32 protein-coding genes and 1 pseudogene are annotated in these 26,702 nt (G+C 32.9%); 14 read left to right on the top strand and 19 right to left on the bottom strand.

What is annotated here, in order from left to right; genetic code table 11:
- Window positions 1–42: 42 nt before the first annotated feature.
- From QXW15_RS03295 to QXW15_RS03280, 4 genes are read right to left on the bottom strand one after another with little or no spacing between them, the layout of a single operon-like run.
- Window positions 43–351 carry a hypothetical protein gene (locus QXW15_RS03295; protein ID WP_048101985.1) on the bottom strand — a complete coding sequence of 103 codons (309 nt, stop codon included), beginning with the start codon at window positions 349–351 and terminating at the stop codon, window positions 43–45.
- A complete protein-coding gene (locus QXW15_RS03290; protein WP_156150333.1) occupies window positions 345–497 on the bottom strand; it encodes a hypothetical protein in 153 nt (50 codons plus the stop codon). The genes QXW15_RS03295 and QXW15_RS03290 overlap by 7 nt, the downstream gene beginning before the upstream one ends.
- A gap of 58 nt (window positions 498–555) precedes the next feature.
- The gene (hisS, locus tag QXW15_RS03285) at window positions 556–1,830 is read right to left on the bottom strand and encodes a histidine--tRNA ligase (RefSeq protein ID WP_048101986.1); all 1,275 of its coding nucleotides are present in this window, start codon (window positions 1,828–1,830) and stop codon (window positions 556–558) included.
- Between the two features lie 9 nt (window positions 1,831–1,839).
- Entirely contained in the window at window positions 1,840–2,040 is a 201-nt protein-coding gene (locus QXW15_RS03280; protein WP_048101987.1) for a DUF1059 domain-containing protein, read from the bottom strand.
- 58 nt (window positions 2,041–2,098) lie between these two features.
- Here QXW15_RS03280 and QXW15_RS03275 point away from each other — a divergent pair, with 58 nt between their 5' ends.
- The 4 genes from QXW15_RS03275 (at window position 2,099) to QXW15_RS03260 (ending at window position 4,619) form a co-directional block, all read left to right on the top strand.
- Entirely contained in the window at window positions 2,099–3,055 is a 957-nt protein-coding gene (locus tag QXW15_RS03275; RefSeq protein ID WP_055041104.1) for an NAD-dependent epimerase/dehydratase family protein, read from the top strand.
- 39 nt (window positions 3,056–3,094) lie between these two features.
- Window positions 3,095–3,595 (top strand): HPP family protein, encoded by a 501-nt coding sequence (locus QXW15_RS03270; protein WP_055032594.1) that lies wholly within the window; start codon window positions 3,095–3,097, stop codon window positions 3,593–3,595.
- A gap of 48 nt (window positions 3,596–3,643) precedes the next feature.
- Window positions 3,644–3,943: a metal-sulfur cluster assembly factor gene (locus tag QXW15_RS03265; RefSeq protein ID WP_048102177.1), complete on the top strand. Its 300-nt coding sequence runs from the start codon at window positions 3,644–3,646 to the stop codon at window positions 3,941–3,943.
- A 121-nt stretch (window positions 3,944–4,064) separates the two neighbouring features.
- Window positions 4,065–4,619, top strand: a complete 555-nt coding sequence (locus QXW15_RS03260; protein WP_048101990.1) for a TATA-box-binding protein — start codon at window positions 4,065–4,067, stop codon at window positions 4,617–4,619.
- On the opposite strand, the gene truD is transcribed toward QXW15_RS03260, so the two are convergent.
- The 3 genes from truD to guaB all read right to left on the bottom strand — a co-directional run bounded on the left by truD (window position 4,616) and on the right by guaB (window position 7,689).
- Window positions 4,616–5,866, bottom strand: coding sequence for a tRNA pseudouridine(13) synthase TruD (gene truD / locus QXW15_RS03255; RefSeq protein WP_055032595.1), 1,251 nt, complete (start codon window positions 5,864–5,866; stop codon window positions 4,616–4,618). The genes QXW15_RS03260 and truD overlap by 4 nt on opposite strands.
- A 38-nt stretch (window positions 5,867–5,904) precedes the next feature.
- Complete coding sequence (locus tag QXW15_RS03250) at window positions 5,905–6,153, bottom strand: hypothetical protein (RefSeq protein ID WP_055032596.1); 249 nt, start codon at window positions 6,151–6,153, stop codon at window positions 5,905–5,907.
- Window positions 6,154–6,234: 81 nt separating this feature from the next.
- Window positions 6,235–7,689, bottom strand: a complete 1,455-nt coding sequence (guaB, locus tag QXW15_RS03245; RefSeq protein WP_055041180.1) for an IMP dehydrogenase — start codon at window positions 7,687–7,689, stop codon at window positions 6,235–6,237.
- A 140-nt stretch (window positions 7,690–7,829) separates the two neighbouring features.
- On the opposite strand from guaB, the gene QXW15_RS03240 reads away from it, so the two are divergent.
- Window positions 7,830–9,236 (top strand): DNA-directed DNA polymerase II small subunit, encoded by a 1,407-nt coding sequence (locus QXW15_RS03240; protein ID WP_055041179.1) that lies wholly within the window; start codon window positions 7,830–7,832, stop codon window positions 9,234–9,236.
- A gap of 39 nt (window positions 9,237–9,275) precedes the next feature.
- Here the strand turns inward: QXW15_RS03240 and QXW15_RS03235 are convergent, their stop codons facing one another.
- Window positions 9,276–9,617: a hypothetical protein gene (locus QXW15_RS03235; RefSeq protein ID WP_048101995.1), complete on the bottom strand. Its 342-nt coding sequence runs from the start codon at window positions 9,615–9,617 to the stop codon at window positions 9,276–9,278.
- A gap of 173 nt (window positions 9,618–9,790) precedes the next feature.
- On the opposite strand from QXW15_RS03235, the gene QXW15_RS03230 reads away from it, so the two are divergent.
- Window positions 9,791–10,342 (top strand): hypothetical protein, encoded by a 552-nt coding sequence (locus tag QXW15_RS03230; RefSeq protein ID WP_048101996.1) that lies wholly within the window; start codon window positions 9,791–9,793, stop codon window positions 10,340–10,342.
- 5 nt (window positions 10,343–10,347) lie between these two features.
- Here QXW15_RS03230 and QXW15_RS03225 read toward each other — a convergent pair whose 3' ends face one another.
- The 4 genes from QXW15_RS03225 to QXW15_RS03210 form a co-directional block, all read right to left on the bottom strand.
- Complete coding sequence (locus tag QXW15_RS03225; protein WP_048101997.1) at window positions 10,348–11,457, bottom strand: MFS transporter; 1,110 nt, start codon at window positions 11,455–11,457, stop codon at window positions 10,348–10,350.
- Between the two features lie 612 nt (window positions 11,458–12,069).
- On the bottom strand, window positions 12,070–12,270 hold the full coding sequence (locus QXW15_RS03220) for a HepT-like ribonuclease domain-containing protein (protein ID WP_054964383.1): 201 nt from the start codon (window positions 12,268–12,270) through the stop codon (window positions 12,070–12,072).
- 10 nt (window positions 12,271–12,280) lie between these two features.
- Window positions 12,281–12,490 (bottom strand): hypothetical protein, encoded by a 210-nt coding sequence (locus tag QXW15_RS03215; RefSeq protein WP_052656814.1) that lies wholly within the window; start codon window positions 12,488–12,490, stop codon window positions 12,281–12,283.
- On the bottom strand, window positions 12,487–12,870 hold the full coding sequence (locus tag QXW15_RS03210) for a nucleotidyltransferase domain-containing protein (RefSeq protein WP_048101998.1): 384 nt from the start codon (window positions 12,868–12,870) through the stop codon (window positions 12,487–12,489). The genes QXW15_RS03215 and QXW15_RS03210 overlap by 4 nt, the downstream gene beginning before the upstream one ends.
- A gap of 106 nt (window positions 12,871–12,976) precedes the next feature.
- Between QXW15_RS03210 and QXW15_RS03205 the strand changes: the two are divergent.
- The 3 genes and pseudogenes from QXW15_RS03205 to QXW15_RS03195 all read left to right on the top strand — a co-directional run.
- Window positions 12,977–13,287: pseudogene (locus tag QXW15_RS03205) on the top strand (IS481 family transposase); the annotation flags it as partial.
- Window positions 13,288–13,460: 173 nt separating this feature from the next.
- The gene (locus tag QXW15_RS03200; RefSeq protein WP_048101999.1) at window positions 13,461–14,711 is read left to right on the top strand and encodes an aconitase/3-isopropylmalate dehydratase large subunit family protein; all 1,251 of its coding nucleotides are present in this window, start codon (window positions 13,461–13,463) and stop codon (window positions 14,709–14,711) included.
- On the top strand, window positions 14,704–15,207 hold the full coding sequence (locus tag QXW15_RS03195; RefSeq protein ID WP_048102178.1) for a 3-isopropylmalate dehydratase: 504 nt from the start codon (window positions 14,704–14,706) through the stop codon (window positions 15,205–15,207). Before QXW15_RS03200 ends, QXW15_RS03195 begins: the two co-directional genes overlap by 8 nt.
- 1 nt (window position 15,208) lies before the next feature.
- Here QXW15_RS03195 and QXW15_RS03190 read toward each other — a convergent pair whose 3' ends face one another.
- Genes QXW15_RS03190 through QXW15_RS03175 form a run of 4 tightly spaced genes read right to left on the bottom strand, consistent with a single transcriptional unit; the run spans window position 15,209 to window position 19,024 of the window.
- Window positions 15,209–16,390, bottom strand: a complete 1,182-nt coding sequence (locus tag QXW15_RS03190; RefSeq protein WP_048102000.1) for an MFS transporter — start codon at window positions 16,388–16,390, stop codon at window positions 15,209–15,211.
- 48 nt (window positions 16,391–16,438) lie between these two features.
- A complete protein-coding gene (locus QXW15_RS03185) occupies window positions 16,439–17,134 on the bottom strand; it encodes a metallophosphoesterase (RefSeq protein ID WP_048102001.1) in 696 nt (231 codons plus the stop codon).
- A 59-nt stretch (window positions 17,135–17,193) separates the two neighbouring features.
- Complete coding sequence (locus QXW15_RS03180) at window positions 17,194–17,901, bottom strand: MBL fold metallo-hydrolase (protein ID WP_048102002.1); 708 nt, start codon at window positions 17,899–17,901, stop codon at window positions 17,194–17,196.
- Window positions 17,888–19,024, bottom strand: coding sequence for a peptidase U32 family protein (locus tag QXW15_RS03175; RefSeq protein ID WP_342789947.1), 1,137 nt, complete (start codon window positions 19,022–19,024; stop codon window positions 17,888–17,890). The genes QXW15_RS03180 and QXW15_RS03175 overlap by 14 nt, the downstream gene beginning before the upstream one ends.
- 189 nt (window positions 19,025–19,213) lie before the next feature.
- On the opposite strand from QXW15_RS03175, the gene QXW15_RS03170 reads away from it, so the two are divergent.
- The 4 genes from QXW15_RS03170 to QXW15_RS03155 all read left to right on the top strand — a co-directional run bounded on the left by QXW15_RS03170 (window position 19,214) and on the right by QXW15_RS03155 (window position 23,257).
- Complete coding sequence (locus QXW15_RS03170) at window positions 19,214–20,440, top strand: radical SAM/SPASM domain-containing protein (protein WP_048102004.1); 1,227 nt, start codon at window positions 19,214–19,216, stop codon at window positions 20,438–20,440.
- A 55-nt stretch (window positions 20,441–20,495) separates the two neighbouring features.
- Complete coding sequence (locus QXW15_RS03165; protein ID WP_342789946.1) at window positions 20,496–20,810, top strand: metalloregulator ArsR/SmtB family transcription factor; 315 nt, start codon at window positions 20,496–20,498, stop codon at window positions 20,808–20,810.
- A 2-nt stretch (window positions 20,811–20,812) separates the two neighbouring features.
- Window positions 20,813–22,102, top strand: coding sequence for an arsenical efflux pump membrane protein ArsB (gene arsB, locus QXW15_RS03160; RefSeq protein ID WP_048102006.1), 1,290 nt, complete (start codon window positions 20,813–20,815; stop codon window positions 22,100–22,102).
- A 186-nt stretch (window positions 22,103–22,288) separates the two neighbouring features.
- Window positions 22,289–23,257, top strand: coding sequence for a phosphate uptake regulator PhoU (locus QXW15_RS03155; protein WP_048102007.1), 969 nt, complete (start codon window positions 22,289–22,291; stop codon window positions 23,255–23,257).
- Here the strand turns inward: QXW15_RS03155 and rpiA are convergent.
- Complete coding sequence (rpiA, locus tag QXW15_RS03150) at window positions 23,252–23,920, bottom strand: ribose-5-phosphate isomerase RpiA (protein WP_048102008.1); 669 nt, start codon at window positions 23,918–23,920, stop codon at window positions 23,252–23,254. The genes QXW15_RS03155 and rpiA overlap by 6 nt on opposite strands.
- Before the next feature lie 87 nt (window positions 23,921–24,007).
- Here rpiA and QXW15_RS03145 point away from each other — a divergent pair, with 87 nt between their 5' ends.
- The gene (locus QXW15_RS03145) at window positions 24,008–24,871 is read left to right on the top strand and encodes an FAD/NAD(P)-binding oxidoreductase (RefSeq protein WP_055032459.1); all 864 of its coding nucleotides are present in this window, start codon (window positions 24,008–24,010) and stop codon (window positions 24,869–24,871) included.
- Window positions 24,872–24,878: 7 nt separating this feature from the next.
- Here QXW15_RS03145 and QXW15_RS03140 read toward each other — a convergent pair whose 3' ends face one another.
- A complete protein-coding gene (locus tag QXW15_RS03140) occupies window positions 24,879–25,325 on the bottom strand; it encodes an SRPBCC domain-containing protein (RefSeq protein ID WP_162200860.1) in 447 nt (148 codons plus the stop codon).
- Window positions 25,315–26,583 carry an FAD-dependent oxidoreductase gene (locus QXW15_RS03135; RefSeq protein ID WP_048102011.1) on the bottom strand — a complete coding sequence of 423 codons (1,269 nt, stop codon included), beginning with the start codon at window positions 26,581–26,583 and terminating at the stop codon, window positions 25,315–25,317. Before QXW15_RS03135 ends, QXW15_RS03140 begins: the two co-directional genes overlap by 11 nt.
- Between the last annotated feature and the right edge of the window lie 119 nt (window positions 26,584–26,702).

The raw sequence follows: 26,702 nt of genomic DNA, 5'->3' as shown, positions 1-26,702 counted from the left end.
CATGACAAACATTTTATTAAAGTTTTCAATAAATAATAATTTTTAGGTCTTCATTATGGCGCCAAGGAATATTAACAATCCAATTAAAACGCCAATAATGGACGCTATTAGATAAAATACTGTAGGCTCAAGCACCTGGTATACAAATGAAACATGGGCCACGCTTGATGACCCGAATATTGTAAATATACCAATTACAAGTCCAACAATAAGCAATACAGATCCTACTATCCTGCTTTTGCTGCTGCCAAAATATGCAGTAAGTGCCCCAAAAACAATAAGGGCCAGAGCCAGCAGGGCAAGGATAACCATTACAAATGCATCCCAGTTCCAGTTAAAAGAAGTCACCATGTTACAACACCTCCAAAGAGACCTGCACCTAATATCATTTTAAAGGTCATAATAAAACCATTTGCTTTTTTTGGCTTTATCATAATTGGTTCTGCAAACTTACCTAGCAGAGCCCGAATCCCTTTAAAGTTAAAACCTTCAGGCATTAGAAGTTAAAAGTAAAAATGGATATAAATTTTTCCTAAATGATTGATTGATAAATTATTATAATAATTTATAAAATTCTTCCTCTTCGATTGTTTTCTGCTCACCGGTCTTCATATCCTTTAATGTTACTGTTCCTGATTTTACCTCGTTTTCTCCAATTATTAATGCAAAATCAAATTCGGCTGCGCTCTTTATCTGCGATGATAATTTTCTACCTGTAATGTCCACCAGTGCAATTCTATTACTTTTCCTTATTTTTGATGCCAAATTAATTGAATATTCAATAAATTGGGATCCCAGATTGCATATATAATATGACTGCTTGCGCATGTATTTCTCCCAGAGATTGTATTTTTTCAATAATATTTCAAGAACTGCATCGCCTATGGCAAAACCAATGGCTGGTATATTTTCATCAGAGAATAGTGTTGAAAGCCCATCATAGCGGCCTCCACCAAGTATTGCACGGAGTTCACCAACCGAGTCAAATGCCTCAAATACTATGCCTGTATAATATGATAATCCCCTGACAACTGAAAAATCATATTTTATATCACTTTTTGTATAAAAACTTATATATGAAAATGTTGTTTTAAGCCTTTCAATACGGTTTTTTAATCCATCAAAATTATTTAATATACTTTTTAATTTTTTCTCGAAGTCTTTAATATCAAGCCTTTCAGAAAGAAGATCAAGTATCTTTTCGGTATTTTTTTTATCCACGTTAATCTCAGCCATCATGGAAATAAACTGTTCTCTTGTTATTTTTCTGTATTTATCTATTACTGAAAATGCCTCATGGATATTTTGTATGTTCATATCATTAAGTATATATTCCATCACCTGTCTGTCATTTATATTTATTTGATACTTACCTGAAAGCCCGAGTTCATCAAGTATCTGTGCGGCAAGACCTATGATCTCAGAATCAGCCTCTGCAGAATCCAGACCAAACATGTCTGCATTAAATTGATAGTGCTCCCTGAATCTGCCTTCCTGGGGTTCTTCATATCTCCATACCTTTGGCAATGAATACCATCTTACCGGCCTTGGTATATCCTTTCTTGCTGTTAGAAGTCTTACAGTTGATGGTGTTGCCTCCGGTATCATTGTAACCTCCCTTCCACCCTTATCTGTGAATGAAAAGGTCTGGCTAACAAGTTCGCTCCCAGATTTCTGTTTGTACATTTCAAGATATTCAAGGCTTGGAAAATCTATTCTCTGGTATCCAAAATTCTCAGCAACATTTGTTATTCTGGTAAAAACTGAATAGCGTATTTCCATATCCTCAGGATAATGATCCCTGAAACCTTTAATCCTTTCTATCTTCATATTAAACACTTAAATTGGAAGATCGTCTCTTCTCTCTCCCTCGGTAATGACACTGTCAATTTTTTTCATCATTTCATCGCTAATTTCATTTGTTGCATGTGCATAGTGAAAATGTATTCTTATCCTTGGATAAAGATCCTCCCTTTTTTCAGCATGATGCTCAAATGAACAATCCCATCCCAAATCCCTGCATTTGAAGTAATATGTCATGGCTAGTAATTTGTTTAAGATATAAAAAGAATTATCATTTACTTATTTATATAGGTTCATGGAAAACAAAAATATTCTAATAACAGGTGGCGCTGGATTTATAGGATCAAACATGGTTGAGAAACTAATAAATGATAACAATATCACTGTTATTGATAATCTTAATAACCATGTTGGTGAAAGGTTTATCAAAAGATTTTATCGCAATAAAAATTTTAAATTTATAAATGGCGATCTGTTAAAATATGATCTTGAATCCCTTAATGACATTGACATTATTATTCACTTCTCCGCAAATTCGGATGTTAGATATGGATCAGAGGATCCAATAAAGGATTTTAACAATAATGTTATAGTTACACAGAATATACTTGAATACATGAGGAAAAAGGATGTAAAGGAAATATTATTTGCATCGTCATCAACGGTTTATGGTGAGGCTAATATCATGCCAACACCTGAAAACTATGGACCGTATTTGCCGATATCATCATATGGAGCATCAAAAATGGCCAATGAGGGGTTTATAAGTGCATATTCACATTATTATGGAATAAGGGGGACGATATTCAGATTTGCAAATATTGTTGGCAGGAATTCTACACACGGCGTAATATATGATTTTATACATAAACTATTAAAAAATAATAAAGAACTAGAAATACTTGGTGATGGAACACAGGAAAAATCATACATGCATGTTACTGACTGTGTTGACTCAATGATTTATGTGCATGAAAATTTAAGTAGAACGGATATAATAAACCTTGGAAATGATGAAACAACATCTGTAAGAAAAATTGCTGATTATGTTGTAAGCGGTATGGGACTAAAAAATGTTAAATATATTTTTACCGGAGGAATTAATGGCAGGGGCTGGAAGGGCGATGTGAAGAAGACATACCTGGACATAACAAAGTTAAAAAAACTGGGCTGGAAAAGCAGGTATACAAGCGATCAGTCTGTTGAGGTCGCCGTAAAAGAAACTCTGGAGCAGATTAAGGCCATGGAATAATTAATAAACTATTTTAAATATAAATTTATTAAATTAATAATGTTTAATTTTAAAAAATATGAAATTTTAATTAAAAATCACATAATTCCGGCAATATTTATTGGAATAACTGTATCAATAACAATCTTTATTCTGTCAGTAACGCATATATATTTTGTACCGTTTGCAAAATTTATAGTGTTTTCTTCATTTGCATCAACTTCCTTTTTACTCTTTATGATGCCCGATAATAAATCGGCAAAAATAGATAAATTTTTGAAAAGTTATATTATAGCTGGAATAGTTGGAGTTTTAGGATTTTATATGGCATTTTTTATTTCAATATATTATGTGATTGCCCTTGTGGAGACCTTAGTTGCCATACTGCTTGTTATTTTCCATTCTGAACATCCGCCGGCAATGGGCATAGGCATTGTTTTTATTCTGCAAACTATCAGTTATTTTGCAATATTTTTCTTGATAACTGGCATGGTTATAATAGCAGCTCTTGATTTTCTTTTAAAGAAATTCGTCATTGTGATTGAAGAAGATTTACAATAATTTAAACACATAAATATGTTTAAATATTTAATTATAATATTTTTAAATATGGTAACAAAGGAGGAAATTTTGGAGGTATTAAAGCAGGTATCAGATCCGGAAATTGGCATGGATGTGGTTAACCTTGGACTTGTATATGATGTACAGATAAACGGGGATCGCGTTTATATTAAAATGACTATGACGGCCCCCACCTGTCCGGTAACACCGTGGATACTATCTGAGGCACAAAAGGAGGTCGAAAGCCTTGAGGGGGTTGAGGCTGCCGATATAGAGCTTGTATGGGAGCCGCAGTGGACTCCGGACATGATGAGTGATTATGCCAAGGAACAGTTAAACATGTACTAAAATGTTGATGTTTCATGGTTATTCAGGTTTATAATAAAAAATATTTATTCATATTTTATAAAATTTTACATTAAAAAATTAAAACCTTTATATATCCTTTAAATATAAAGAATGGATAAATATGAGTGAAATGGAGAAAATTACAATTGAAAATATAGTTGCATCAACATCACTTGCTGAACACCTTGACCTTAGCAAAATTGCCCTTGCCTTGGAGGGATCGGAATACGAGCCGGAACAGTTTCCTGGTTTGATTTATAGGCTTAAGGAACCAAAGACAGCGGTGCTTATTTTTAGAAGCGGAAAGGTAAACTGCACCGGTGCAAAAAATTTGGAAAATGTTAAAAAAACAATAGACATAATAATTGAAAAATTAAAAAAGGCCAGTATAGAGGTTTATGATAACCCTGATATTATAGTTCAGAATATTGTTGCTGTTTATGATCTTGAATCTGATCTAAACCTTACAGATATAGCAATGTCTCTTGGCCTTGAAAATGTCGAATATGAGCCTGAACAGTTTCCGGGGCTTGTATACCGTGTTGAGGAACCAAAGGTTGTTCTGCTCCTTTTCGGATCCGGAAAGGTTGTATGCACCGGGGCCAAGGAGGAGAGTGAGATAGAACAGGCTGTTATAAAGGTCAAAAAAGAATTGCAGAAGGTTGGCCTTATCTAAAAATCCTCATTTTTTAATATTTCCCTTAACAGTGAGGTTGCATATATCCCCCTGCCAAGGGAAAATTGCAGTTTATTTTTTCCTATTATTGAGAAATTTACAGGGAGTGCCGATGCTATTCTGAGATCTCCTGATGAGCTTAACTCAGGATAATCCTTTATTTTAAAATCATTAAATGAGATATTCTCTGAGCACATTATCTTTTTTTCTATTTCACCCTCAATACCGGATGATAATTTTGTGTTATAACCTATTACAGGAATTGCAGCCCTTATTTTATTTTCCTTTGAAAGAAGATTTAACTTTTCCTGATTGTATTTATCGGCCCTCATTATATTATTTTTATCAGGATTAAAATATTTATCAACAGGCATAAAATAATCCCCGTCAATAATCTCATTTAACTTTTCTATGATTTTCATTCTCTCCGATAAAATCCTGTTGTATAAAAATGATTGATATGAATGTATAAAGAGCATTGCAAGATTTTTTGGCAGCACATTAAATGCACCTGCATATGTTTTATGCTCTTTAATATAACCAAGAATGGATCTTTCAAATGAAAGATATTTTGGAAAATTTTTTAATGCCTCATCAACATTTTGGCTCTGAAAAAAGTCTATTCTATAATATTCCTTATCAAACTCAGGATCGTAAAGGTAAAGCTTTACAGCGTCCTCATACCTGCCCTGCAGGATCAGCCTGCCTATTCTGTGTGTGTTCATTCTAAATGAACCAAACCTTTGATACCCAAAGAAATTTGGAAATCCACCATTTTCAAAGATTTCCTTCACTGTACTGTTTATATTTTCATTATTATCGTAATCTGATTTGATTTCTACAATAAACTCATTTCCGATCAGGTCTCCAAGCCTTATCATATGATTTGACCTAAATACTTCCATCACCTCGGCATCCTTAATATTTAAATTAAAATAATCAATAGTGTTTTTATTCTCAATATTAATACAGAAATACTGGGTTGTTATAGCAGTTTTATCCTTTGTTCCACCGTAAGTTATCCTTTTTTTACTTATATGCAGTAATTTTGAGAGAAATATTACAAATTTATTTGTATCCCAGTTCCTTAATTTTACCTTTAAAATTGTATATTTCCCATTTATATCTTTCTGAATATCAGCAGGTATTTCATTTACAATAAAACTTTCAGGATTGAATTTTATTATACCGTTGATTTTAGGAGTGTGCGTTGAATAACCATGTATTCCTATATATGTTTCATTCATGAATCAGAATATTTATTTCATATATTAACATAATAAGATTATTTTACAAAATAATAAATGTTCTCTATAATGCCGTTTGATTTCTTTTTTGTACCTATTTTACCTGACGTAACAAGTTTATTGATCATAAATTCTATTTTATTTTCCAGCAGAATCTGTGATCCTATACGGATATAATCTGCATTGGTGCCACCCACCATATCTGGTGTGCCAAGAAAGAATTCTATTATTTCCTCCTTTGTCATTTCCCTACTGGACAGTGCCTTTGTTATATCTGATTCATCCATGATTATAAATAAGAAATTATTTTATAAATATTTTGAGTAAATAGTGGCCAATTTCCATGGCCAATTCGCTTTATTTCAGGCCTAGTAATTGAAATTCTGATAGTTTGGCGGCTCCGAAACTATTCTTATATCGTGGGGATGGCTTTCCTTTAGACCATTATTTGTTATCCTGATAAACACAGAATTTTTCCTTAATTCATCAAGGTTATGTGCACCAATATAACCCATGCCAGTTTTTATGCCCCCAACGAACTGGAAGAGATTTTCTGACACATGTCCCCTGTACGGGACTGATCCCTCAACACCCTCCGCTATAAATTCATTGTTTCCAAGCTTACCATACCTATCCGATTTCCCGGCCTTAATTGCACCTATTGATCCCATGCCCCTGTATGATTTGTATTTTCTTCCGTTTATTATCATTTCAACTCCGGGGCTTTCCTCTGTACCTGCCAAAAGTGATCCAAGCATAACAGTGGATGCACCTGCAGCAAGGGCCTTAACCATGTCACCAGAGTACCTTATTCCGCCATCGGCTATAACAGGAATGTCATGCTTTACAGCAACATCAGCAACACTGGAAATGGCTGTTAGCTGTGGGACACCAACACCTGCCACTATTCTGGTTGTGCATATTGAACCGGGGCCAATGCCAACCCTTAGACCATCAACGCCTGCAGATATAAGGTCCTCAGCAGCCTCTGCAGTGGCTATATTTCCAGCAATTATATCTATTGATAATTCCTTTCTAATTTTTTTTAATGATGATATTACATTGCAGTTATGTGCATGTGCAGTGTCAATAACAACAAAATCCGCCCCTGCCTTTTCCAGATTAATTGCGCGATCAATATCATAGGCGCCTATGGCCGCACCAACCATCAGCTGCCCGTTTGTATCCCTTGATGCATTGGGATATTTTTCCCTCGTTTTAATATCCTTTGCCGTGATAAGTCCCTTTAATTTACCAGCCTTATCAACAAGCGGAAGTTTTTCTATCCTGTTTTTATAAAGTATGTACTTTGCATCCTCTATTGATACGTTTTCATCTGCAGTTATCACATTTTTTGTCATTATGTCCCTTATTTTACCTGAGGAATCCGAAAATTCAAGATCCCTTTTTGTTAAAATACCAACAAGCTTCCCACCAGAAACCACAGGTAGGCCGGCAATATTTTTGGTAATCATTATGGTCCTTGCAACGTTTACTGGCGTTTCAGGATCAACAGATATAACGTTTCTTATAATTAGTGTTTCCTCCTTTTTCACCTTTTTAACCATCTCAATTTGCTCGTTTGTTGACATATTTCTGTGTATAACACCAACAGCACCATACCTTGCCATGGCTATTGCCATCTGATCCTCTGTAACAGTATCCATTGGTGAGCTTACAATTGGGACACCCAAACGTATATGCCGTGATAGTTTTGTTGAAATGTCCGCCTCCCTTGGTTCTATTGGCGATTTAATGGGCTTTAATAATACATCATCAAATGTATATCCTTCTTTAATTTCTGAGAATTTTTGGCTAAACATTGTGAAGTAAGATTTAAACAGTATATAAGATTATTGATTAACAGTCAAATTTATATTTAAAAAACCTGATAATATATATTAAATTTGAATTTATGAATTATAACCGATTAACATTTAAGTAAGTATGTATTAATCCATTAATGGAATTATTTAATGACAAGACCAGGATACTTGAATATTTTCAAAAGCACGGAATTCTGGTAACAAAGGAGGCAATGGACATTATACTTGAAAGAAGCATGGGCGATCTTATACCAAGCATGATCAGTGATGAGGTTATTCAGAGCGGGTATCTTACTGAAAATGATGTCCTTAAACTAATAAGCACACCAAAAAGGGAAAAAATGGATTTCGAAGTTTATATTCCAGATATTAAATCACACAGTTCGGTTGAGGATTTTAGAAAAATGTTTGTTGATCGCTATGAGAGAATTAGAAAAATGATAATACAATCAAGTGAAATGCGTGGTACATACAAAATCAGCACTGCAAAAAAGACATATGGCAAGGTAAAGATTGTTGGAATGGTAAGCGAGGTAAGCACCACCAAAAATGGCCATAAGAAACTATTGCTTGAGGATCTTGATGATAATATAAACGTATTCCTGCTGAAAAATAAGGGATTAAATAATGAGTTAATAATAGAGGATGAGGTAATAGGGGTAATTGGATCTGTTTCAAATTCCGGAAGGGAAACTGTATTATTTGCAGATGAAATTATAAGGCCTGACATACCGTACAAAATGATTGATGAACAGAAAAAACCCCCTGTGTATGTGGCATCCATTTCTGATATACATGTTGGGAGCAAAACATTCAGGGAAAATGATTTTAAAAAAATGATCGCATGGATAAAAAAATCCATGGATGAGGCGGAATCGTTAAAGTACCTTATACTTAGCGGTGATGTTGTTGATGGCATAGGTGTTTATCCTGGCCAGGAAAATGATCTTGACGTTCTTAATCCTCTTGAACAGTATGAAAAACTGGCAGAATATATAGACGAAGTGCCTGAGGATGTAAATGTGTTTATCATGCCTGGAAATCACGATGTTGTGAGGCTTGCCGAGCCACAGCCGATTTTTTCAAAGAAAATAAGCAGTTTTTTTAAGAGTAATACTGTTATGCTTCCAAATCCATATAATTTAAGGCTCGAGGGAAAAAACGTGCTTGTATACCATGGAATGTCTTTAAATGATATGATAGAACTTGTGCCAGGGGCAAGCTATGCAAGCGTGGGATCTGCTCTGGAAGAACTCCTAAAAAGAAGGCATCTGGCACCGCGTTATGGTGGAAAAACACCAATAATTCCATCTGAAAGGGACTACCATGTAATAGATGAGGTACCCGATATTTTTATAACGGGTCATATCCATTCATATTCACAGGGCAATTACCGTGGTGTAAGATATATAAATGCGTCCACATGGCAGTCCCAAACAGAATATCAGAAGATGATGAATTTTTCACCAAATCCTGCAATAATGACACTTTTTGACCTTAATTCAAATACAACAATAGTAAAGGACTTTAAATCGGAAGATTAGTTCTCTATTTTCATAGATATAATAAATACCATAATTATTTTACAATGTCCTTTTGATTATCTCATCTATTTCATTTTTAAACGTATTAAGGAAATCGTTGATGGCCTCGTCCTTAATATTTTTGGGAGCACTTAAAATGCCTATTTTTGCTGTTATTTTTGCCATTTTTGCCATTGAATCGTATTGTTTAATTCTGGCCTCCATGAATTCTTCCAGAACATCCTCGATCTGCCTTTTTAAATCTTCATCTTCATTTATTTTTTTTCTAATATATTCCTTGATTAAATCCTTAAATACATCACGCACCGCCTCTATATACATTTCTTCGGATGGTGCCGTTTCCAGAATGCTTTTTATGTAATTATCTATATCATTTTTCATAATTAGTTAATCCATACAGGTAAATAATTTTAACCATAGCCTTTGAAATAAAATTTATAGGATTAAAACGTAAGATGGTGAGATTAGATTAATAGTTATCAGAATTGATTGCATTATGGCTTTGCTAATTAGATGTGGGAAAATTTAAATAAAATCTTTATCATATTGAATTTATGAATAAAAAGATAGTGTCTATAGGGCTAATTATTCTTGTTATAGGTGCGGCCCTATTCATTGTTGGATCATATGAATCAGGCTTAAATGTTCAAAAATATACACACACTGAAGTTAGTCTTTATAAAAAAGGAGAATATATTACAGAAAATATGACATTAAAAAGTGGCTATGAAATATTAATTGAGGGGGGCCCATCAAATGCAGGTCTTATTAATTCAAAAAATCTGAGCCAGGTCAATTCAACCAATCTAGTGAAATATGAATATGGATCAAAGTATTATGAGGCGGTTGGATCGGACAAGGTTTTTGGTAATATGCCTGCAGGCACATACACCTATGTTATGTTCAATTCCACAAAGCCTTCTTTAAAGTATGAATATGCACCGGTATCTGCCATAGAGGGGTATGGGGTTATGGTTATAATAGGCCTTATAACAGGTTTAGCCGGTTTTATAATATTAATAGTAGGTGTAATAAAAAAACCAAAAAGACCACAGAAGGACATATACGATATAGATAATCTTGATGATCTAAATAACATAAAGTAATAAATTTAATGTTTTATAATATTTTTTGATAATATTATGTTTTTCCAGAATTTAGAACCCGTTTCAAATTTTGTAAAAATTATTGTTGCAATACCAAATAAGATTACTGTTGCTATAATATTAATGTATTCAATTCCGATTGGAAGTATGACAGGAAGCAGAAAGCCACTTACGGCCGCAAAATTCATGCTTGGACCTATTTTTTTAGGCTCAACATTCAGGTTCCGGCTTATTATGGGAAGCAGTGATATCATACCAAGGCCAAAGACAGTAAATATTACAGCAAGTACAATATCGTCTGTAAGGAAGAAGATAATTCCACTTAATGATACTATAACAACTGAGGCATAAAATATCTTATATATTGATATCCTGTTAATTAAATATGGAAGTATTATATATGCAGGAACTGCAAAAGAATATGCAATTATTGACTCATATAGGGATGCCGAACCAAGAAATGATGGAACAACTTCAAGTATATATGCTGGAGTGAAGCCAAGAATGAATAAAATAAAGATTTTAAATGAAAAATCAAACTGAAACTTCTTAACAAGTGGGGATATAACATTATGTTTTTTAGAAAATATTATGGCGGGTACAAAGACAATTCCTATTAGGGAAACCAGAGACCATGATTTCAAAAACATAAAGAATACGGCAGCGATAAGCCATCCTATGGCCCATCCACCCATGGTTAATCCTATGATTATTCTGTTTTTTGTAATGGATGAAACCTCTATTGCTGCAGATGTCGCAGTTCCATAAAATATTCCTATTAAAAACCTGCTTATGAACATCTCCGGAAAGGTTTTTTCATATGAAATTAAAAAGGATATTATGGACATCACACTTATTGAGAAAAGGGCCAGCCTCGGCACACCCATGCGGGCTAGTGGTGCATAGATAAATGGTGTAAACATTCTTCCAATAAAGGGTATGCCAAGTAAAATAAATGCCTCAAGATATGTAAAATGCAAGAGATCAACAATATTATCTATAAAAAATGCAAAGTCCATTAAAAAGAATGTTGCCACTGAATATGAAAAAACTGGTAATATTTTATTGAAATTAAATGTTACAATGTTGATGTTTTTTTTATATAATCCAATCATGTTTTTACGAATTGCTTATGTATATTTATATGTAAGCATTTATATTATTATTTATATAGTAATTTGTTCTAATTAATATTAATTTTGTATCATAAACTTTAGTAGCATATAATGGTAGAGATAAAGCACTATATTAAATTATTGTGAATAAAACATACAATGATGCCCTGAAATGAGTTCCCTAATAAAGTTATTGCTTTTCATATAACGTATCTTCCTTTTCTCCATATGCCGTTGATGGTGTTACCGCAGGTCCATTATTTATAAATAATGACATATGTCGTTATGGATGGTTTAAACTTAAACATATCTAAAGAGATATTGATGATGTTCAATATTTATTATTTAATATATTCGATATCTTCCATGAGAATATACCATTTGAATACATTGAGATTATCAATTCATCAATGCTTATGGACTTATTATTGTCTCTTTTAACAGGAAATTTATATTTACACAAATATGGTACACAACCATCCATGTAGTTATGTTTAATGATCACTATCCAATATCATAACCATTTGTAATATTATTAAATTCAAAATATAAAATGAAAAATCATTAATGTATTTATTTATGGCCTTATGCCATTCCAGAAGATTCCCTTAATTAATATTTATTCATTATATTATCCAGGCATTTTATTATAACATCAAAATCATTAATATTATCTTTTATGAATGTATATGCAAGCCCATCATCTATTTTCCCATATCTGTGGACAATAATGTTCCTGAAACCTTTCATATTTTTCATTAAATTCCTAATTCTAAAGCTTATAATTTCATTATTGTATAGATTATCTATCATTGAGGAATCATCATCTGGTATTCCAAGATCCAGGATCTGAATTAATTATATAAAAAATGTCCATTAAATTTTCAATGGAATATTCTATCCTTTTGTATATACCATCTTTTATAATGCCAAGTTTCTGGAATTCATCAAATGAATCTGGTAAATTATCTCTTATTAATTCCAAACTTTCCTCAATTTCGGCTATTTTATTCCTTATTACATCCCTTCTCATTGTATCTTCTCCAGGTTTATATAATCGTAATATCCGCGTTTATAATCCTCAAATTCCTCTATTGTTTTCCTAAAAATATCATATATATCCTTATCTTTATAATAGAGAATTTTTCCCTTCAAAACACTAAATCTTATATAAAGTGGCAGATCCTGAAATATGTGCACATCAAAAATGTCATTTATCTCTGAGAGTACATTTAACCTAAATTTGTTTCTCTCATCCTGATTTCCATCATAATAAATGCATAAATCAATATCAGAACCGTTGTGGAATGTGCCATTTGCATAGGAGCCATAATTAACAATAAATTTTATTTTATTTTGTTTATCCAGTTTTTTAATGTAATTAATAGTGCTACTGATTAGATCTGTATACATTAGAAATAAATTATAATTAATATTAATAACTTTTTCTTTCTCATTTCTGTATATGTTCTCCAATAAATATTTTTTATATATTCGGTAAAAATATAATAAGCCTAATAAGGTAATAACGGACCATGGTACTTAATTCTTCTCAAATGGAAGGAATGGAATAATAGAAGATAAGAATAAGTTTCAACAATATTTGGATGATAATAATATAAAGCATATACTGGCAAGGGTAAATCATCCTGAAACCAATGGTAAATTAGAGAGATTAAATTATACAATTAAATCATTAAGGCCATATTTTAGTACATTGTAAGGGCTTGTATACCATTATAATTATGAGAGATGCATGATTCATTGTCAGATGGTGATAATATTGTTACACCTGTAATGGCATATAAATCCAAAATGGTTGTAAAATGAAAACTTATAAGTTTATAAAGTATATAAAGGAAATAATAATGGGACAACACAACTTAAAAAATAATAAATAAATTTATATATCAATACATTACAGTATAAAGTTTATTATGCTAAATTCGTACTAATTGTACTAAAATAGTAATAATTTTATAATACAAAATTATGTATGGTCAATGAACATAATAGAAAAAATCCTGAAAAGTCATTCTGTGGATAATTTAAAATCAGTCTCTCCCGGTGATATAGTTACTGTAAGTGTTGATAGGGCAATTATTGTGGATATGGCAGCCCTGCACCCTGAATTTGTAAATAACCCACCTATTAAACCATTCGACCCGGATAAAATAGCAATAATATTTGACCATTTTGTTCCACCCCCAAATATAGAGATAGCAAACAGGGTGAATAAATTAAGAAAACTTGCAAAAATTTGGGGCTTAAAGGATTTTTACGATGTTGGCAGGGGAGGCATTTCACATGTTTTTTCTGGAGAATCTGGATGGATTCTACCAGGTTCAATAATAGCAAATACAGATTCGCACACAGTTGCAACTGGAGCTTTTAATGCCATTGGAAGGGGTCTGGGGACACCGGAAATGATGGGTATTATTGCAACAGGCAAAACGTGGTTTATAGCAGGTGAAACTGTAAATGTTAGATTTATAAACGGATTAAAAAAGGGAGCTTCTGCAAAGGATGTTTTCTTTAAAATGGCAGAGATAATAGGCGATATTCCAAATATGAACATTGAATTTTCCGGTACTGGAATTAAAACGTTAAATATGGATGAAAGGTCATCGATATCAACAATGTGTGCGGAATTAAGTGCTGAATTTGCGGTGTTTCCTTTTGACGATATTCTTAAAGAGTATTTGGAAGGGATTGGCATTAAAAATTATAACCCGGTATATCCAGATAATGATGCTGAATATTATAAAACATATGAAATAGATCTTGATAATGTTGAACCCATGGTTGCCTTACCTGATAAGATAATAAACAATGTTAGGCCTGTAACAGAGCTTGGTAAGGTGGAAATAAATCTTGCGGTGGTTGGTTCCTGCGCAAATGGCAGGTTATCTGATCTTAGGGATGTATCTGAGGTTTTAAAAAATAAAAAAATAAATAAAAATGTCAGATTAATAGTAACACCCGCTTCCATGAAAGTTTATGAAGAGGCCATAAGACTTGGTTATATAGACAATATAATAAAGGCCGGTGGCATGGTAACAAATCCAACCTGTGGGGCATGCCTTGGAGGCCATATGGGCGTTTCCTCTGATGGGGACGTTGTTATAAGCTCAACAACCAGAAATTTTAAGGGAAGGATGGGGTCACCAAAATCCAGGATATATCTTGGATCGGCCAGGACCGTGGCACTTTCCGCAGTTAACGGTTATATAACTGGTGATGAAAATGAATAATATAACAGGAAGGGTATGGAAGTTCGAGGACAATATTAATACGGATTTAATGTATCCACAGATATGTTACACACTCCCGGAAAATGATAAGCCTTTTTACGCCATGCATGCAAACAGGCCTGGATGGGCTAGGATGGTAAATAAGGGGGATATCATAGCGGCAGGCAAAAATTTTGGAACAGGTTCAAGCAGACCTGCTGCTGATAATTTAAAAAATCTTGGCATTGCCTGCGTTCTGGCAGAATCTATTAACGGACTTTTTATGAGGAATTCCGTAAACTCAGGATTAATTTCCCTCGAGGTTCCCGGAATTACAGGCATGGCCGATGAGGGTGATACCCTGAGAATCAACTTTAATGGCAATTACATAGAGAATATATCCAACGGTAAAATTGTTAAATTCAGGCCGCTGCCAGAATTCTTAATGGAAATAATTGATGCTGGAGGCATAATAAATATATTGAAAAATAAGGGATTGCTAGGAGAACCATTATAATTTAAACGCTGGTTTTTATTTTAATTATCTCTTCAAGTTTTTTATTAATTGTGAGTATTAATGGAATAAATAAAACGGATAAAATTGCCATAGCAATCCATGCTAATTTATAATTGTATGCTGTATAGACTATTGTGAAAATTACAGGTATGACTGCCGCAACAAGAAGCTGCACAAAATTTACGAATGATAATGATAATGATATAAGGTCCCTTCTGGCCATATACCTTACAAAGGTGTATGTAACAGAAATGCCGTATACTGTTGACATGCCCATGGCAATAACAACAATAAGGATTTCAATATAATTAAAGATAAAGGCCGTAATTGCAAGAAGTGCTGCAATAAGTATGTTAAGGAGAAGAAAAACGCGAATTTTATGATCTGTTCTTGAAAAATGATAACCACCAAGAACACCCCCGAAAAATCCTATTAATAGATATATTGATGCCAGCGTGCTTGCCGTTATATGTGAAAAACTCAGTGATTCCAGATAATAAACAAAAAACTGGCCCATTATTGTTTCTGAAATCATGCTTCCAATGCCTATAAATGCTATGAATATAATCATTTTTGATGAAAAAACCTGCAACAGACTTTTTTTAATATTGGACCTCTCAGTTTTAATGTTTGGTATATTTTTAAATAATATATAGAGCACCAAAAAGAGCATTACCGTTATTATACCTGCTATTAAGAATGCATATCTGTATCCAATATAAATATCAAGAATGGCCCAGCCAATAACACCTGTGCCTGCGCCTATATTAAATGCGCCATTATACACACCAATATGAAATGAATATTTCTCGGATGGAACTATGGATGCCAGCAGGCTCAATGCCGGTGAGAAGAATAATGCGGCAGACATCCCTGCCAGAAATCTTGAAATCGATATTTCTAAAAAGTTTGTTGATAAACCTGAGGTTATCGCAAATATGCCAACAAAGAGAAGTCCAATTAATGATGTTTGTTTATCACCAATAAATGAGGAAAGGTAACCACCCAGAAGCTGAAATATAGAAATACCAATATAAAAAGAGGTTACCACCAGTCCAAGCTGCACGGAGGTTAGGTTCATATATGATTTTATATAAATTAGTGCGGGTGCTATATCCATCCAGTTAACTGCATATACTGCCCTTGCACTGTGTATGAGAACGGCCTTTCCCCTGTAATCCATTGAGGTAAATATATTGCATATTTATAAATATAATTATAAGTAAAGTATTTATTGATAAAACTTTTTTAACCTGTTCAATTCTTCTGTAAAATTATTAAGATACCCATCAAGAAGGTTTATTATTTTTGCAGAATTATAACTGCTAATACGCCTAAAATTTATAGAATTATCACTGGTATCCAGAACCGCATACATTGGTTTTAATATACCGTCACGTGGCTGTCCAAGACTGCCGGGATTTATGATCTTGTTCCTGTAAAACATCATAAAATGTGTGTGGCCAAGCACAATATAATCATATTTGTTAAAAAATTCCTTATCCCTAAATATTTTTTCAGCCTCAGATGCAAATACATAACCGTTTAAATTATTGTATGGTGAACCATGGGTTAAATATAAATTAAGGTTATCTATTTGAAAATCATAATTATTTTTAAATGTTTTTATAAAATTAATGTCATTTTCAGAAAGAAGCTTCAGTGATATTTCCCTGCGGGTTAATTCACTCAGTTGAAGCATATCTGCAGAACAGTTGCATGATGTATTATATGCAACGGCATAATCGTGATTTCCCATAATATTAATATCAGATTCAGACCTTAGAAAATCAATAACCTCTGCAGGCTGCGGGCCATAATCCACTGCATCCCCAAGAAAGATCATTTTATCATAGTTCTCAAGTTTATCAAGTGCCTTCAGTGCCTCATAGTTTCCATGGATATCAGATACAATAATTACCTTCATGCATTATAATGCATATTTAATATATATTAATTATGTAAGAATATTCATATGTAAAATTTTTAATATATATTATTTACATCCTCCCTTTTAAATATCTCTCCATGGAATGGCACTATAATTCTGCTTTTTAACCTTATAAGTTTGTGGTAAGATGTCACCGCCTCGTCATAATTATAACAAAAAAATCTAAAGGGAGGCATTGGATGCATGGTATTATTAATTGCATCACCTGCAATTAATATATCATTGTAAAGAACTGATATATGCCCTCTCGTATGCCCATGAGAATTTATAATTTTTAATTTCCCGAGATTCTGCTCCCTGCCAATTTTAATATCAATTTTAATGGGATCAAGCTTTATATTATTTATGCGCCTTACAGTATCATAGAATTCTTTTTTATTTGTATTTAATACTGATTTAACATCCCTGTATTTTAATTTAAAAATCATATAATTGTTGAGTGCTTCCTCCTCGTTTTCATGTGCTATCACCTTGGCTCCTGATATATTTTTTATTGCATTTACATTTCCGCTATGGTCAGGGTGGTAATGGCTTACAATAATATATGCAATATCGTTTATACTGTAGTGTATTTTTTTCAAAAAACTGGAAATTAAATCCATATTTCCCGGAAGACTTGTATCAACCATGACCAGACCGTTTTTATAGGCATTTTCAATGAAAACCACATTGTGGTTAAGTACAGTGCCAAAAAAATTAGGCTCCAGTATTTCAAGTATGTGTAAATTTTCAGTCAGTTTCATTGTGACCAAACCTTGGTATTAACTCTATCGGTACATCAAATCTTTTAATGCCATAATTTTTTATGCTTTTCCCTGCTATTTCCATTGTTGCATCTGCAATTTTATCACAGTATTTGCATACATTACAGTCCATTGAATTACAGTCATTATATTTAAAGAAGTTAATCCATGATTTTGGAAATTTTTTGTTATCTATCCTTACATCTCTTAATATCCTGTAATTATCCGGACCATTTATTTTTTCCATCACCCTTGGCATTGCATTTCCCTGGGGAAAACTTAAAAGGTCCAAAAGATTTCCATCATAATTTCTTTCAGAATATGCTTTTATTGATCTCAATATCCAATCTGTCCTTTTTGTCCTTGAAGCAATTTTAAATCTATCAATGCCTATTTTTTCATATTCGTATGTATCCTCAGGCCTTATCCAGCGCATCTTTATTATATTCCTTGGATCGTTAAGCACATCTGTGGAACAAAACATAATTGGATACTCAAACCAGAAGCTATTCTGCCCTGTAACTGTTGATTCAGAAGATACAATATCATGGGTTCTCCTGTACGGACAGCCAAAAAGGCATGAATTATCTGTAATAAGTTCAAGATCTATATTATTTTTCATTGCAAATTCATGTGCTGCCTCCAAAAATTTAAAATCGCGTGTGGTATCCTCATGAAGTATTATTGTATTTACACCCAGACCCGCGTATTCTTCAATTTCCCTCATTGATGATACACGTGCAAATGATGATACTGAAACATTCATATCTGGATAATCCCTTTTTATTTTTTTAATAAGAAATGGAAGTGCAACTATAAATCCATCAACATTCATATTAACAAGCCTGTCAATTTCAATATTCAACTTTTTATTGTATTCTCCTGAATACTCACCGGTATTTAGGGTTGCACTATTCATTACATATAAAAATTTAATTTTATGATCATGCATGAGTTCTATATGATTTTTAAATCCCTCATCCGAGATATCTGGAAGCAGAAATGCTGCCCTGCCATGGCCTGTTATTGTTTTTTTAAAACTTCCAAACATGTGTGTTACAGGATATTTGGATGCACCTTCTATTAAATTATCGTCAAAATTTGTTCCTACTACAAGTCTCATAATCTTATTTATCAATATTTAATATTTATTCCTTAATTTTTTTCTAAATATATTTATTTGATTATTATTTCTTATATATTATAACTTATTTAGTCATATGGTGATAGAATGGAAACAATAGAAAGAAAAGTTTTAAAGGTGGAGAGGAAGGCATGCAGATGCGGATACTCACCAAGCTGGGGAAATTAAATGCCCCAGCAATTTTTTTCAAAATATAATGTTTTTATTCGGGATGGTTCTGAATTTATACTGTTTAATACACTAACAGGCTATGCGATAAAGGTTAGCAGCGAGGAAAAGGAAAAAATTACATCTGGAATAATCCCAGAGGATATTAAGGAAGTTTTTTATGAAGGTTTTATAACAGATGATATAAATGCTGAATTTGATAAATTAACCCTTAAAAAGAATATACTTGAACCGACAATGGTTTTAACATACAACTGCAACTTTGATTGCAGCTACTGTTTTCAAAAAGATTTCAGAAATAAATCCAGGGTTAATGATAACATAATAAATGGATTTGTAAATTATATAAACAAAAATAGCAATGGCAGAAAGGTCAGGGTTACATTCTTTGGCGGCGAACCATTGCTTGAGGCAAATACAATAAAAAAGGTTTCATCTATGCTGGGCAATTTAAATTATGAATTCAGCATCGTTACGAATGGTTCAATGCTTACCAAAAATATGGCAGATGATCTTTATGGCTATGGATTAAGGTATGCACAGATAACACTGGACGGGCCAAGAGAGGTCCATGATTCAAGAAGATATTTTGTAAACAGGCGCGGTTCATTTGATATAATTTTAAAAAATCTTCTATATGTGCAGGATCTTTTAAATGTGGTGTTGAGAATAAATATAGACTATTCAAACATTGATGACTTTGATGAACTGCTATATGAATTAAAAAATATGGGGATAGAAAATATTAGAATAGACCCCCATCTTGTTCATGAAAATCTTTTTAGGAATGAGGCCTGGGATGAAAACATATCCAGACAGGATGAATTTGATGCAGTTCAGAGGATATGGCACAAAATAAAATTGCATGGTTTCAGGGTTCCACAGGATATATTCAGGCTTGGTGTATGTGTTGCGCATGTTGATGAGGACATAATAGTTGATCCGGCAGGTTATATATATCCATGCTGGGCATTTACAGGCAATACAAAATTCGCCAAGGGTTTGCTAAAATCAGATGGCAGTGTTGAGATAATAAATAGGGCACTGCTTGCCAAAAATGCATCACTTGCATGGAAGAATGATGAGTGCAAAAACTGCAGTTACCTGCCATTATGCTTTGGTGGATGCAGATTTTTTTCTGTTCTGGATGGAAAATCATTTAGTTCAAAAGAGTGCAGAAAGGAAACATATAAAAAGGCAGTTGATTTTATTAAAGACTTTATTTAATATGTAAGTATTAACATATGAAAATAATTTTATATGAAAAAATAATTCCCAGAGAATGTTATTGAATAAGATTGGGGAGGCCAATATATATAAAATGCTATCCGATGAAACAAGGTTGAAAATACTCAAACTTTTATCCAGTGAAAGCCTATCAGTTTCCGGCATAATAAATAAAATGGGAGTGGATCAGCCCCTTATATCACATAAATTAAAGGATTTACGTGAAAATGGCCTTGTAATAAGTTACAGATCAGGAAAAAATATAATTTATAAAATATCTGACGATTCTTTAAGGAATTTATTGAGAGCTGGCAGTGAGGCCGGTAAAAAAATAGAGAGAATATGTAAATGTGCGGAATGCGATGAATAAGCATGAAAATAATGTTCTATGTCTCACTGATAATTTTTATTGTAACACTTTATCTTGTAATTAAAAAACCAAAAAACATAGGCATAGGTTATTCGGCCCTTGCAGGTGCGGCAGTTACATTTATTTTGGGCATATCAAGTATAGAAGACATAATTAGGGTATGGGACATCGTCTGGAATGCGACGTTTACATTTATTTCGATTATAATAATATCACTTATACTTGATGAGGCTGGTTTTTTTGAATATATAGCATATAAAATTGTAAATTTTGCAGGCAACAGTATAAAAAAACTTTTTTTATTAATTATAGTTCTTGGTTCTGTAATATCAGCAATATTTGCCAATGATGGCACTGCACTGATATTAACACCCATAGTTTATTCAATACTTTACAGGTCCAAATTCAGTAATGACAAAATTTTACCATTTATTATGGCAACAGGGTTTATTGCAGATACTGCAAGCATACCGTTTACTGTAAGCAATCTTGTGAATCTTGTAACTGCAGGCTATTTTAATATTACATTTTTAAGGTATACAGAGATTATGATAATTCCTGATTTAATATCAATAATAGCCAGTGTTGCCGTTCTTTACATATTTTACAGATCTGAACTCAAAAAAAACTATGCTGCAAATACTGATATTAAACCAGAGGATCTAATAAAAGATAAAAGAATTTTTAAAATTTCATTTCCTGCCATATTAATCTTAATAACACTGTATTTTATTTCTGGATTTATAAAAATACCGGTGTCATTTATATCAATGCCGTTTGCAGCCTTTTTTTATTTAATGGCACGGCTGGATAAAAGAATAGATGCCAACAGGGTCATAAAAATTGCCCCATGGCAGATTGTTTTATTTTCCCTTGGCATGTATATCATTGTTTTTGGAGTTAGCAATGAGGGTTTAAATTTAATTTATGTTTACGTACTACAGCATATAAATAATGTTTTACCACCCTTTAATTTTATACTATCAGGATTTTTCTTTGCATTTAACGCTGCCATAATGAATAACCTGCCATCGGTAATGATTGGCGATATAGCCATATCCGGCCTTAAAAATCCAGGACTCCTGATGTATGCAAACGTAATAGGAAATGACATAGGACCCAAATTTACCCCCATAGGTTCTCTGGCCACGCTGTTATGGCTTTACACACTGGAAAGAAAAAATGCAATTAAAATATCATACAGGTATTATATGAAGGCTGGCCTTATTTTGGCTGTACCAGTACTTTTCAGTACGTTACTGGCACTTTACATCGTTTCCAGAATAATTTAAATCAAAATTATAAGGAAATATACCAATCCCGGGTATAATCCTCATTATTATTTTAATACCGTTTTTATATTTTTTATCCATAATATTAATAAAATGGTTCGCCTATTTATTTCCATATAAAAACCTTTATATAAATAATATATTGAAAAAAACATACATATATATAGTTTTTTTAAATATATATACATGAGTTCAGTAAGAAAGATCCAGCTAACTGGAGGTTCAACATATATAGTTTCATTACCTTCTAAATGGGTTAAAAACAATCATCTAACAAGGGGAAGCGAGGTAAAAATTGAGGAATCAAAGGACAGACTTGTTTTATATAATAGCTCCGATGTTAAAACGGAAATAGATAAGGTTCTTAATATAGGGCAGATAGATACAAAAAGCCTTCAAAGGGCCCTTATATCAATTTATATTTCTGGATTCGACACACTTACAATCAGAAGTTCAAACTATATATCTGATGAGATAAGGGATACCATAAAAAAATTTTCCAAGCTGGTAATAGGAATAGAAATATTTGAGGAGGACTCAAAAAAGGTTGTATTGCAGAACGTACTTAATTCAAATTCATATCCAATCTATAATTCAATAAAAAGGATGTCTCTTAATGTTGAGTCAATGATATCCGATGTAATTTCAGGAATAAGTTCAAATGATTATGGCCTGTTAAAAAGTGTGGTATCAAGGGATGATGAGATTGATAGATTTCAGTGGTATATATACCGGGAGGTGAAGGCAAGAAGCTGTGAGGATGGTAACAGCATATATTATCTGCTATTATCAAGAATACTTGAAAGAATAGCAGACCACGCAGTCAATCTATGCAATATATGGACAAAAAAGAATAATTCATCAAAAACCGCAATAAATAAGGTAATTGAGTTTCTTAACTTCTGTCTGGAACTCTATAAAAAGGCCATATCACTTTATTATTCAAAAAAATATGCCGGATTAAATGATATTATATGCATGAAAAAAACAATAAATGGTTATAAAAACGAGTTATTAAATATTTCACTGGATTCTGATATTGAAACAATTTCATTTACATCCGAGGAAATAACAAGAATAGGCTTTTATTCCACAGACATTGCAGAGCTGGCCATGGACATGATACTTTCATCCTCCAATGAAATGGATTTATAATTTTTTAATATCAATAATTTCACATGTATTTCCATTCCCCTTAAATATTTTTGTTGTTATATTATGAAATATGCCAACCTCAACAACACCGGGAATCATTTTAATTTTTTGCTCAAGTCCTGTATCAGTATAATCAAATCTGCAGTCTATTATGTAGTTCCCATTATCGCTGATGAATTTTTTATTATCCCTGAATGTGCATTTTGCCCCAAGTTCCTCTATGTGGCTTAAAGTTTGATCTTCCATGAATGGTATAACCTCAACAGGTAATGGAAATTTATGCAGTTTTTCAGAAAATTTTGAGCTGTCAACCATTATAAATACATTCTTACTATTGTACGCAACAATTTTTTCCCTTACAAGCGCCCCTCCACCACCTTTTATAAGATTTCCATCAGGATCAAATTCATCTGCACCGTCAAAATCTATATCAATATTATTAATGTTATTTACTGTCTTAATCCCGTAACTATTGGCAATTTCCTCTGTTTTCTTAGATGTTGGAACACCAATAATATCGGTTATTTTACCACTTTTTACCAGTTCTCCAAGGGCATCAAGAAAATATCTTGTTGTTGACCCTGTGCCAAGCCCAAGCTTCATGCCACTTTTAACATGCTTTATTGCCTCCATTGCCGCAGCCCTTTTTTCCTCCTCGAACATAAATCCTTAATGTTAATGTGATTAATTAAGTTTTAATACCAGTTATAAATGGAATAAAATTTAAGGTTATTATTAATGCATGTACATATGGATAACATAATGATCCTTGGGAGTGGTTACTCGGGATTGAATGCCTATTACAGGCTTAGGAGGAAATTTAATGTAAAAATAATTACCAGAGATTATTATTTAAATTATTATCTATTTAACAATCCTGTAAGAATAAAATTAAAAGATGATATAATAAATGAGCAGGTAAAAGATGTTAATATAGAAAAAAGGGAGATAATAACAGATAAAAATGTATATAATGCAGATAAAATTATAATAGCCACGGGATGTGACCGCAATAATCAGATCACGTTTCTTGAAAAAATGAAGCTGGAAAATAACATGGCCATAGGATCCCAGAATGAATTTGACGAATATATAGTTATCAACTTTATACTGGCCATGAAAAAATATAATAAAAATTTTAAATTTTCAGGCAATGCCCTCTCTTTTCTTGGTAAAAAAATTCGTGATGGCGTTATTAGCCTGCTTAATCATTATAATATAACAATAACGGAGAGCCCGGATTATATTCTTCCAGAATGCAAACCGGCCCTATTTAATGACTTTTTAAACACGGATAATAAACTGCGAATTGCAGATGATGTTTTTGCCATAGGGGATGCCATTAATTTTGGGCCAAAAATTGGTGAGCTTGCCATGAGAATGGGCATATTTGTTGGAGATTACATAAATGGTGCAAAAAATAGCTTTGACCCTGTTTATATAACTGTTTTAGGATCGCCACAGGGTCCCGGGATGAGGGTTGTCAGCAGCATTCCATGGGGTGGCAGCATTGAAAAATTTAGATTTTTAAGGAAGCCTGCCATAATGAAGGGTTTTTTATATAATTACTACAGAATTAGACGCGGCAATATGGGATTTTTAAAATATATATAAATTTAAATTATAGGGCATTAATTTTATCCTTAAAACACTTTATTGTGCTGTTTATGTTGCTTAATGATACAGAATTTAATCTATCAGAACCCATAATTTTAACAATCATGCCAAAATTGAAATCGCTTTCCCAGTCTATTTTTGTTTCCTGTTCCGCAGGTGTTAGGCCTATATTGATGCGAAACTGTATCTTTGAACCAGCTATCCTGCCATCACCATCAATTTTTATATTATTCCCGGAATAATTATATGTAAATGTCATTCTTCCGGATATTGTATTCATTGCAGATATTCCTGCATCCGATATGTCAAGCTTGAGTTTACATTTTATTTTATCGCCATATTCAAGATCATACACACCCGGCAGACATGGTATAACATTTTTTAAATCTTTAAAAAACAATGAAACCTCATCATTGCCCTTATTAACCATAAAACTACCATTAAATTTCATTTTTGTTTCCTCTTTTAATGCCTTCATTCAACAGATATGCTGATAGTATGTAATCAGCATATTCGAAATCCATACCATCCCTGTAGGAATTTATATAATTTATAAATTCTTTATCAAGGCCACCCATATTTGACTCCATGTATCTTTCAAAAGTATCATTAAAATTTATTTTGGATGTATCATAATTATGTGAGCCAAAAATTTCTGATATCCTGTTGCTTAATTCGGACGCCATAAGCCTTGTGGTGGTGAATTTCCCACCTATTATGCTTATCATGTTATCGAAATTATCAATTATTGAAAAATCTCTTGTACCCCTGGAGTTATCATCCTTAACAAGAGGCCTCATTGAATAGTAAAGTTTCTTATAGCGCTTTTTTTCAAGTGATGGCACCATCTTGGATACCTCAGACAGCATAATATCAAGGTCCTCATCATCCACATCATTGGAATCCGGATCATCAGAGATAATTGCCAGGGTTCCGGCCACCGTGCCAGAACCGTAAGGGAGTATAATATCACCATCTGATGGGGGGCGCATCCTGTTAATTATGGACCCAACAAAGGGTCTGTCATAGACTGCCATGTATCCAAGTGTTGGCATAACTTCAAAGTTCTTTATGCCCAGATTCTGGGCAACATTACCAGACCATGGCCCCGAGGTGTTTATAATAAAATCAAATTTTTCAGTTTGTATATTTCCATTATATGAATATTTTAATGAAATTACATTATTTTTCGACACAGACCCGCCAACTACATTACAGCCTGTATTAAATTTTGTACCGGCCATTATGGCCTCCAGTGCAACAGCTGCAGAAAAATTATGAGCGCTTATAATTTTGTCAGGAACCCTTATAACCCTTTCAATCTTTGGGTTTACATATGCCTCCATTTTTAAAAATTCCTCAGGTGGTAATTCCTCTGAATCTATACCATTTTTTTCATTGCTTTTTATAAGCATGTCACCATAATTTGATTCAACTTCTCCAAGGGATATGTAATAACCGCCGGTATCCTTTATGAATCTGCTGGCAGTTTTGCTTAATAACTTATTTTCCTCCATACATTCCCTTGCTGAGTTTGGGTCATTTACAGAATACCTGGCACCACTATGCAGCATACCATGGAATCTGCCGGATGTCCCGGCAAGAAGTGAGTTTCTTTCAAAGACCGTTACTTTATAACCATTCATGGATAGATTAAGGGCACTGAAAATACCTGTGATCCCACCACCTATAATGCCTATTTTTTCCATTTAATGCTGTTATGATTTTTTCGTATTTATTGATATCTAAAATCTAAATTAACCTGTTAAAATTTAACGTAAATACCTCAAATTTAGACCTTATGGTGGAAATAAAATTAATCTAGGAA

It is taken from the genome of Acidiplasma sp. (genome assembly GCF_038728925.1).
GTDB lineage: Archaea > Thermoplasmatota > Thermoplasmata > Thermoplasmatales > Thermoplasmataceae > Acidiplasma > Acidiplasma aeolicum.
Note: the sequence above shows the minus strand (reverse complement) of the source record. Positions and strands in the feature narration are given on the sequence as shown.

Coding starts and splice junctions, on each gene's coding strand:
- QXW15_RS03295 (WP_048101985.1), bottom strand. CDS start 351: ATGGTGACTTCTTTTAACTGGAACTGGGATGCATTTGTAATGGTTATC.
- QXW15_RS03290 (WP_156150333.1), bottom strand. CDS start 497: ATGCCTGAAGGTTTTAACTTTAAAGGGATTCGGGCTCTGCTAGGTAAG.
- hisS (WP_048101986.1), bottom strand. CDS start 1,830: ATGAAGATAGAAAGGATTAAAGGTTTCAGGGATCATTATCCTGAGGAT.
- QXW15_RS03280 (WP_048101987.1), bottom strand. CDS start 2,040: ATGACATATTACTTCAAATGCAGGGATTTGGGATGGGATTGTTCATTT.
- QXW15_RS03275 (WP_055041104.1), top strand. CDS start 2,099: ATGGAAAACAAAAATATTCTAATAACAGGTGGCGCTGGATTTATAGGA.
- QXW15_RS03270 (WP_055032594.1), top strand. CDS start 3,095: ATGTTTAATTTTAAAAAATATGAAATTTTAATTAAAAATCACATAATT.
- QXW15_RS03265 (WP_048102177.1), top strand. CDS start 3,644: ATGGTAACAAAGGAGGAAATTTTGGAGGTATTAAAGCAGGTATCAGAT.
- QXW15_RS03260 (WP_048101990.1), top strand. CDS start 4,065: ATGAGTGAAATGGAGAAAATTACAATTGAAAATATAGTTGCATCAACA.
- truD (WP_055032595.1), bottom strand. CDS start 5,866: ATGAATGAAACATATATAGGAATACATGGTTATTCAACGCACACTCCT.
- QXW15_RS03250 (WP_055032596.1), bottom strand. CDS start 6,153: ATGGATGAATCAGATATAACAAAGGCACTGTCCAGTAGGGAAATGACA.
- guaB (WP_055041180.1), bottom strand. CDS start 7,689: ATGTTTAGCCAAAAATTCTCAGAAATTAAAGAAGGATATACATTTGAT.
- QXW15_RS03240 (WP_055041179.1), top strand. CDS start 7,830: ATGGAATTATTTAATGACAAGACCAGGATACTTGAATATTTTCAAAAG.
- QXW15_RS03235 (WP_048101995.1), bottom strand. CDS start 9,617: ATGAAAAATGATATAGATAATTACATAAAAAGCATTCTGGAAACGGCA.
- QXW15_RS03230 (WP_048101996.1), top strand. CDS start 9,791: ATGAATAAAAAGATAGTGTCTATAGGGCTAATTATTCTTGTTATAGGT.
- QXW15_RS03225 (WP_048101997.1), bottom strand. CDS start 11,457: ATGATTGGATTATATAAAAAAAACATCAACATTGTAACATTTAATTTC.
- QXW15_RS03220 (WP_054964383.1), bottom strand. CDS start 12,270: ATGATAGATAATCTATACAATAATGAAATTATAAGCTTTAGAATTAGG.
- QXW15_RS03215 (WP_052656814.1), bottom strand. CDS start 12,490: ATGAGAAGGGATGTAATAAGGAATAAAATAGCCGAAATTGAGGAAAGT.
- QXW15_RS03210 (WP_048101998.1), bottom strand. CDS start 12,870: ATGTATACAGATCTAATCAGTAGCACTATTAATTACATTAAAAAACTG.
- QXW15_RS03200 (WP_048101999.1), top strand. CDS start 13,461: ATGAACATAATAGAAAAAATCCTGAAAAGTCATTCTGTGGATAATTTA.
- QXW15_RS03195 (WP_048102178.1), top strand. CDS start 14,704: ATGAATAATATAACAGGAAGGGTATGGAAGTTCGAGGACAATATTAAT.
- QXW15_RS03190 (WP_048102000.1), bottom strand. CDS start 16,390: ATGGATTACAGGGGAAAGGCCGTTCTCATACACAGTGCAAGGGCAGTA.
- QXW15_RS03185 (WP_048102001.1), bottom strand. CDS start 17,134: ATGAAGGTAATTATTGTATCTGATATCCATGGAAACTATGAGGCACTG.
- QXW15_RS03180 (WP_048102002.1), bottom strand. CDS start 17,901: ATGAAACTGACTGAAAATTTACACATACTTGAAATACTGGAGCCTAAT.
- QXW15_RS03175 (WP_342789947.1), bottom strand. CDS start 19,024: ATGAGACTTGTAGTAGGAACAAATTTTGACGATAATTTAATAGAAGGT.
- QXW15_RS03170 (WP_048102004.1), top strand. CDS start 19,214: ATGCCCCAGCAATTTTTTTCAAAATATAATGTTTTTATTCGGGATGGT.
- QXW15_RS03165 (WP_342789946.1), top strand. CDS start 20,496: ATGTTATTGAATAAGATTGGGGAGGCCAATATATATAAAATGCTATCC.
- arsB (WP_048102006.1), top strand. CDS start 20,813: ATGAAAATAATGTTCTATGTCTCACTGATAATTTTTATTGTAACACTT.
- QXW15_RS03155 (WP_048102007.1), top strand. CDS start 22,289: ATGAGTTCAGTAAGAAAGATCCAGCTAACTGGAGGTTCAACATATATA.
- rpiA (WP_048102008.1), bottom strand. CDS start 23,920: ATGTTCGAGGAGGAAAAAAGGGCTGCGGCAATGGAGGCAATAAAGCAT.
- QXW15_RS03145 (WP_055032459.1), top strand. CDS start 24,008: ATGGATAACATAATGATCCTTGGGAGTGGTTACTCGGGATTGAATGCC.
- QXW15_RS03140 (WP_162200860.1), bottom strand. CDS start 25,325: ATGAAATTTAATGGTAGTTTTATGGTTAATAAGGGCAATGATGAGGTT.
- QXW15_RS03135 (WP_048102011.1), bottom strand. CDS start 26,583: ATGGAAAAAATAGGCATTATAGGTGGTGGGATCACAGGTATTTTCAGT.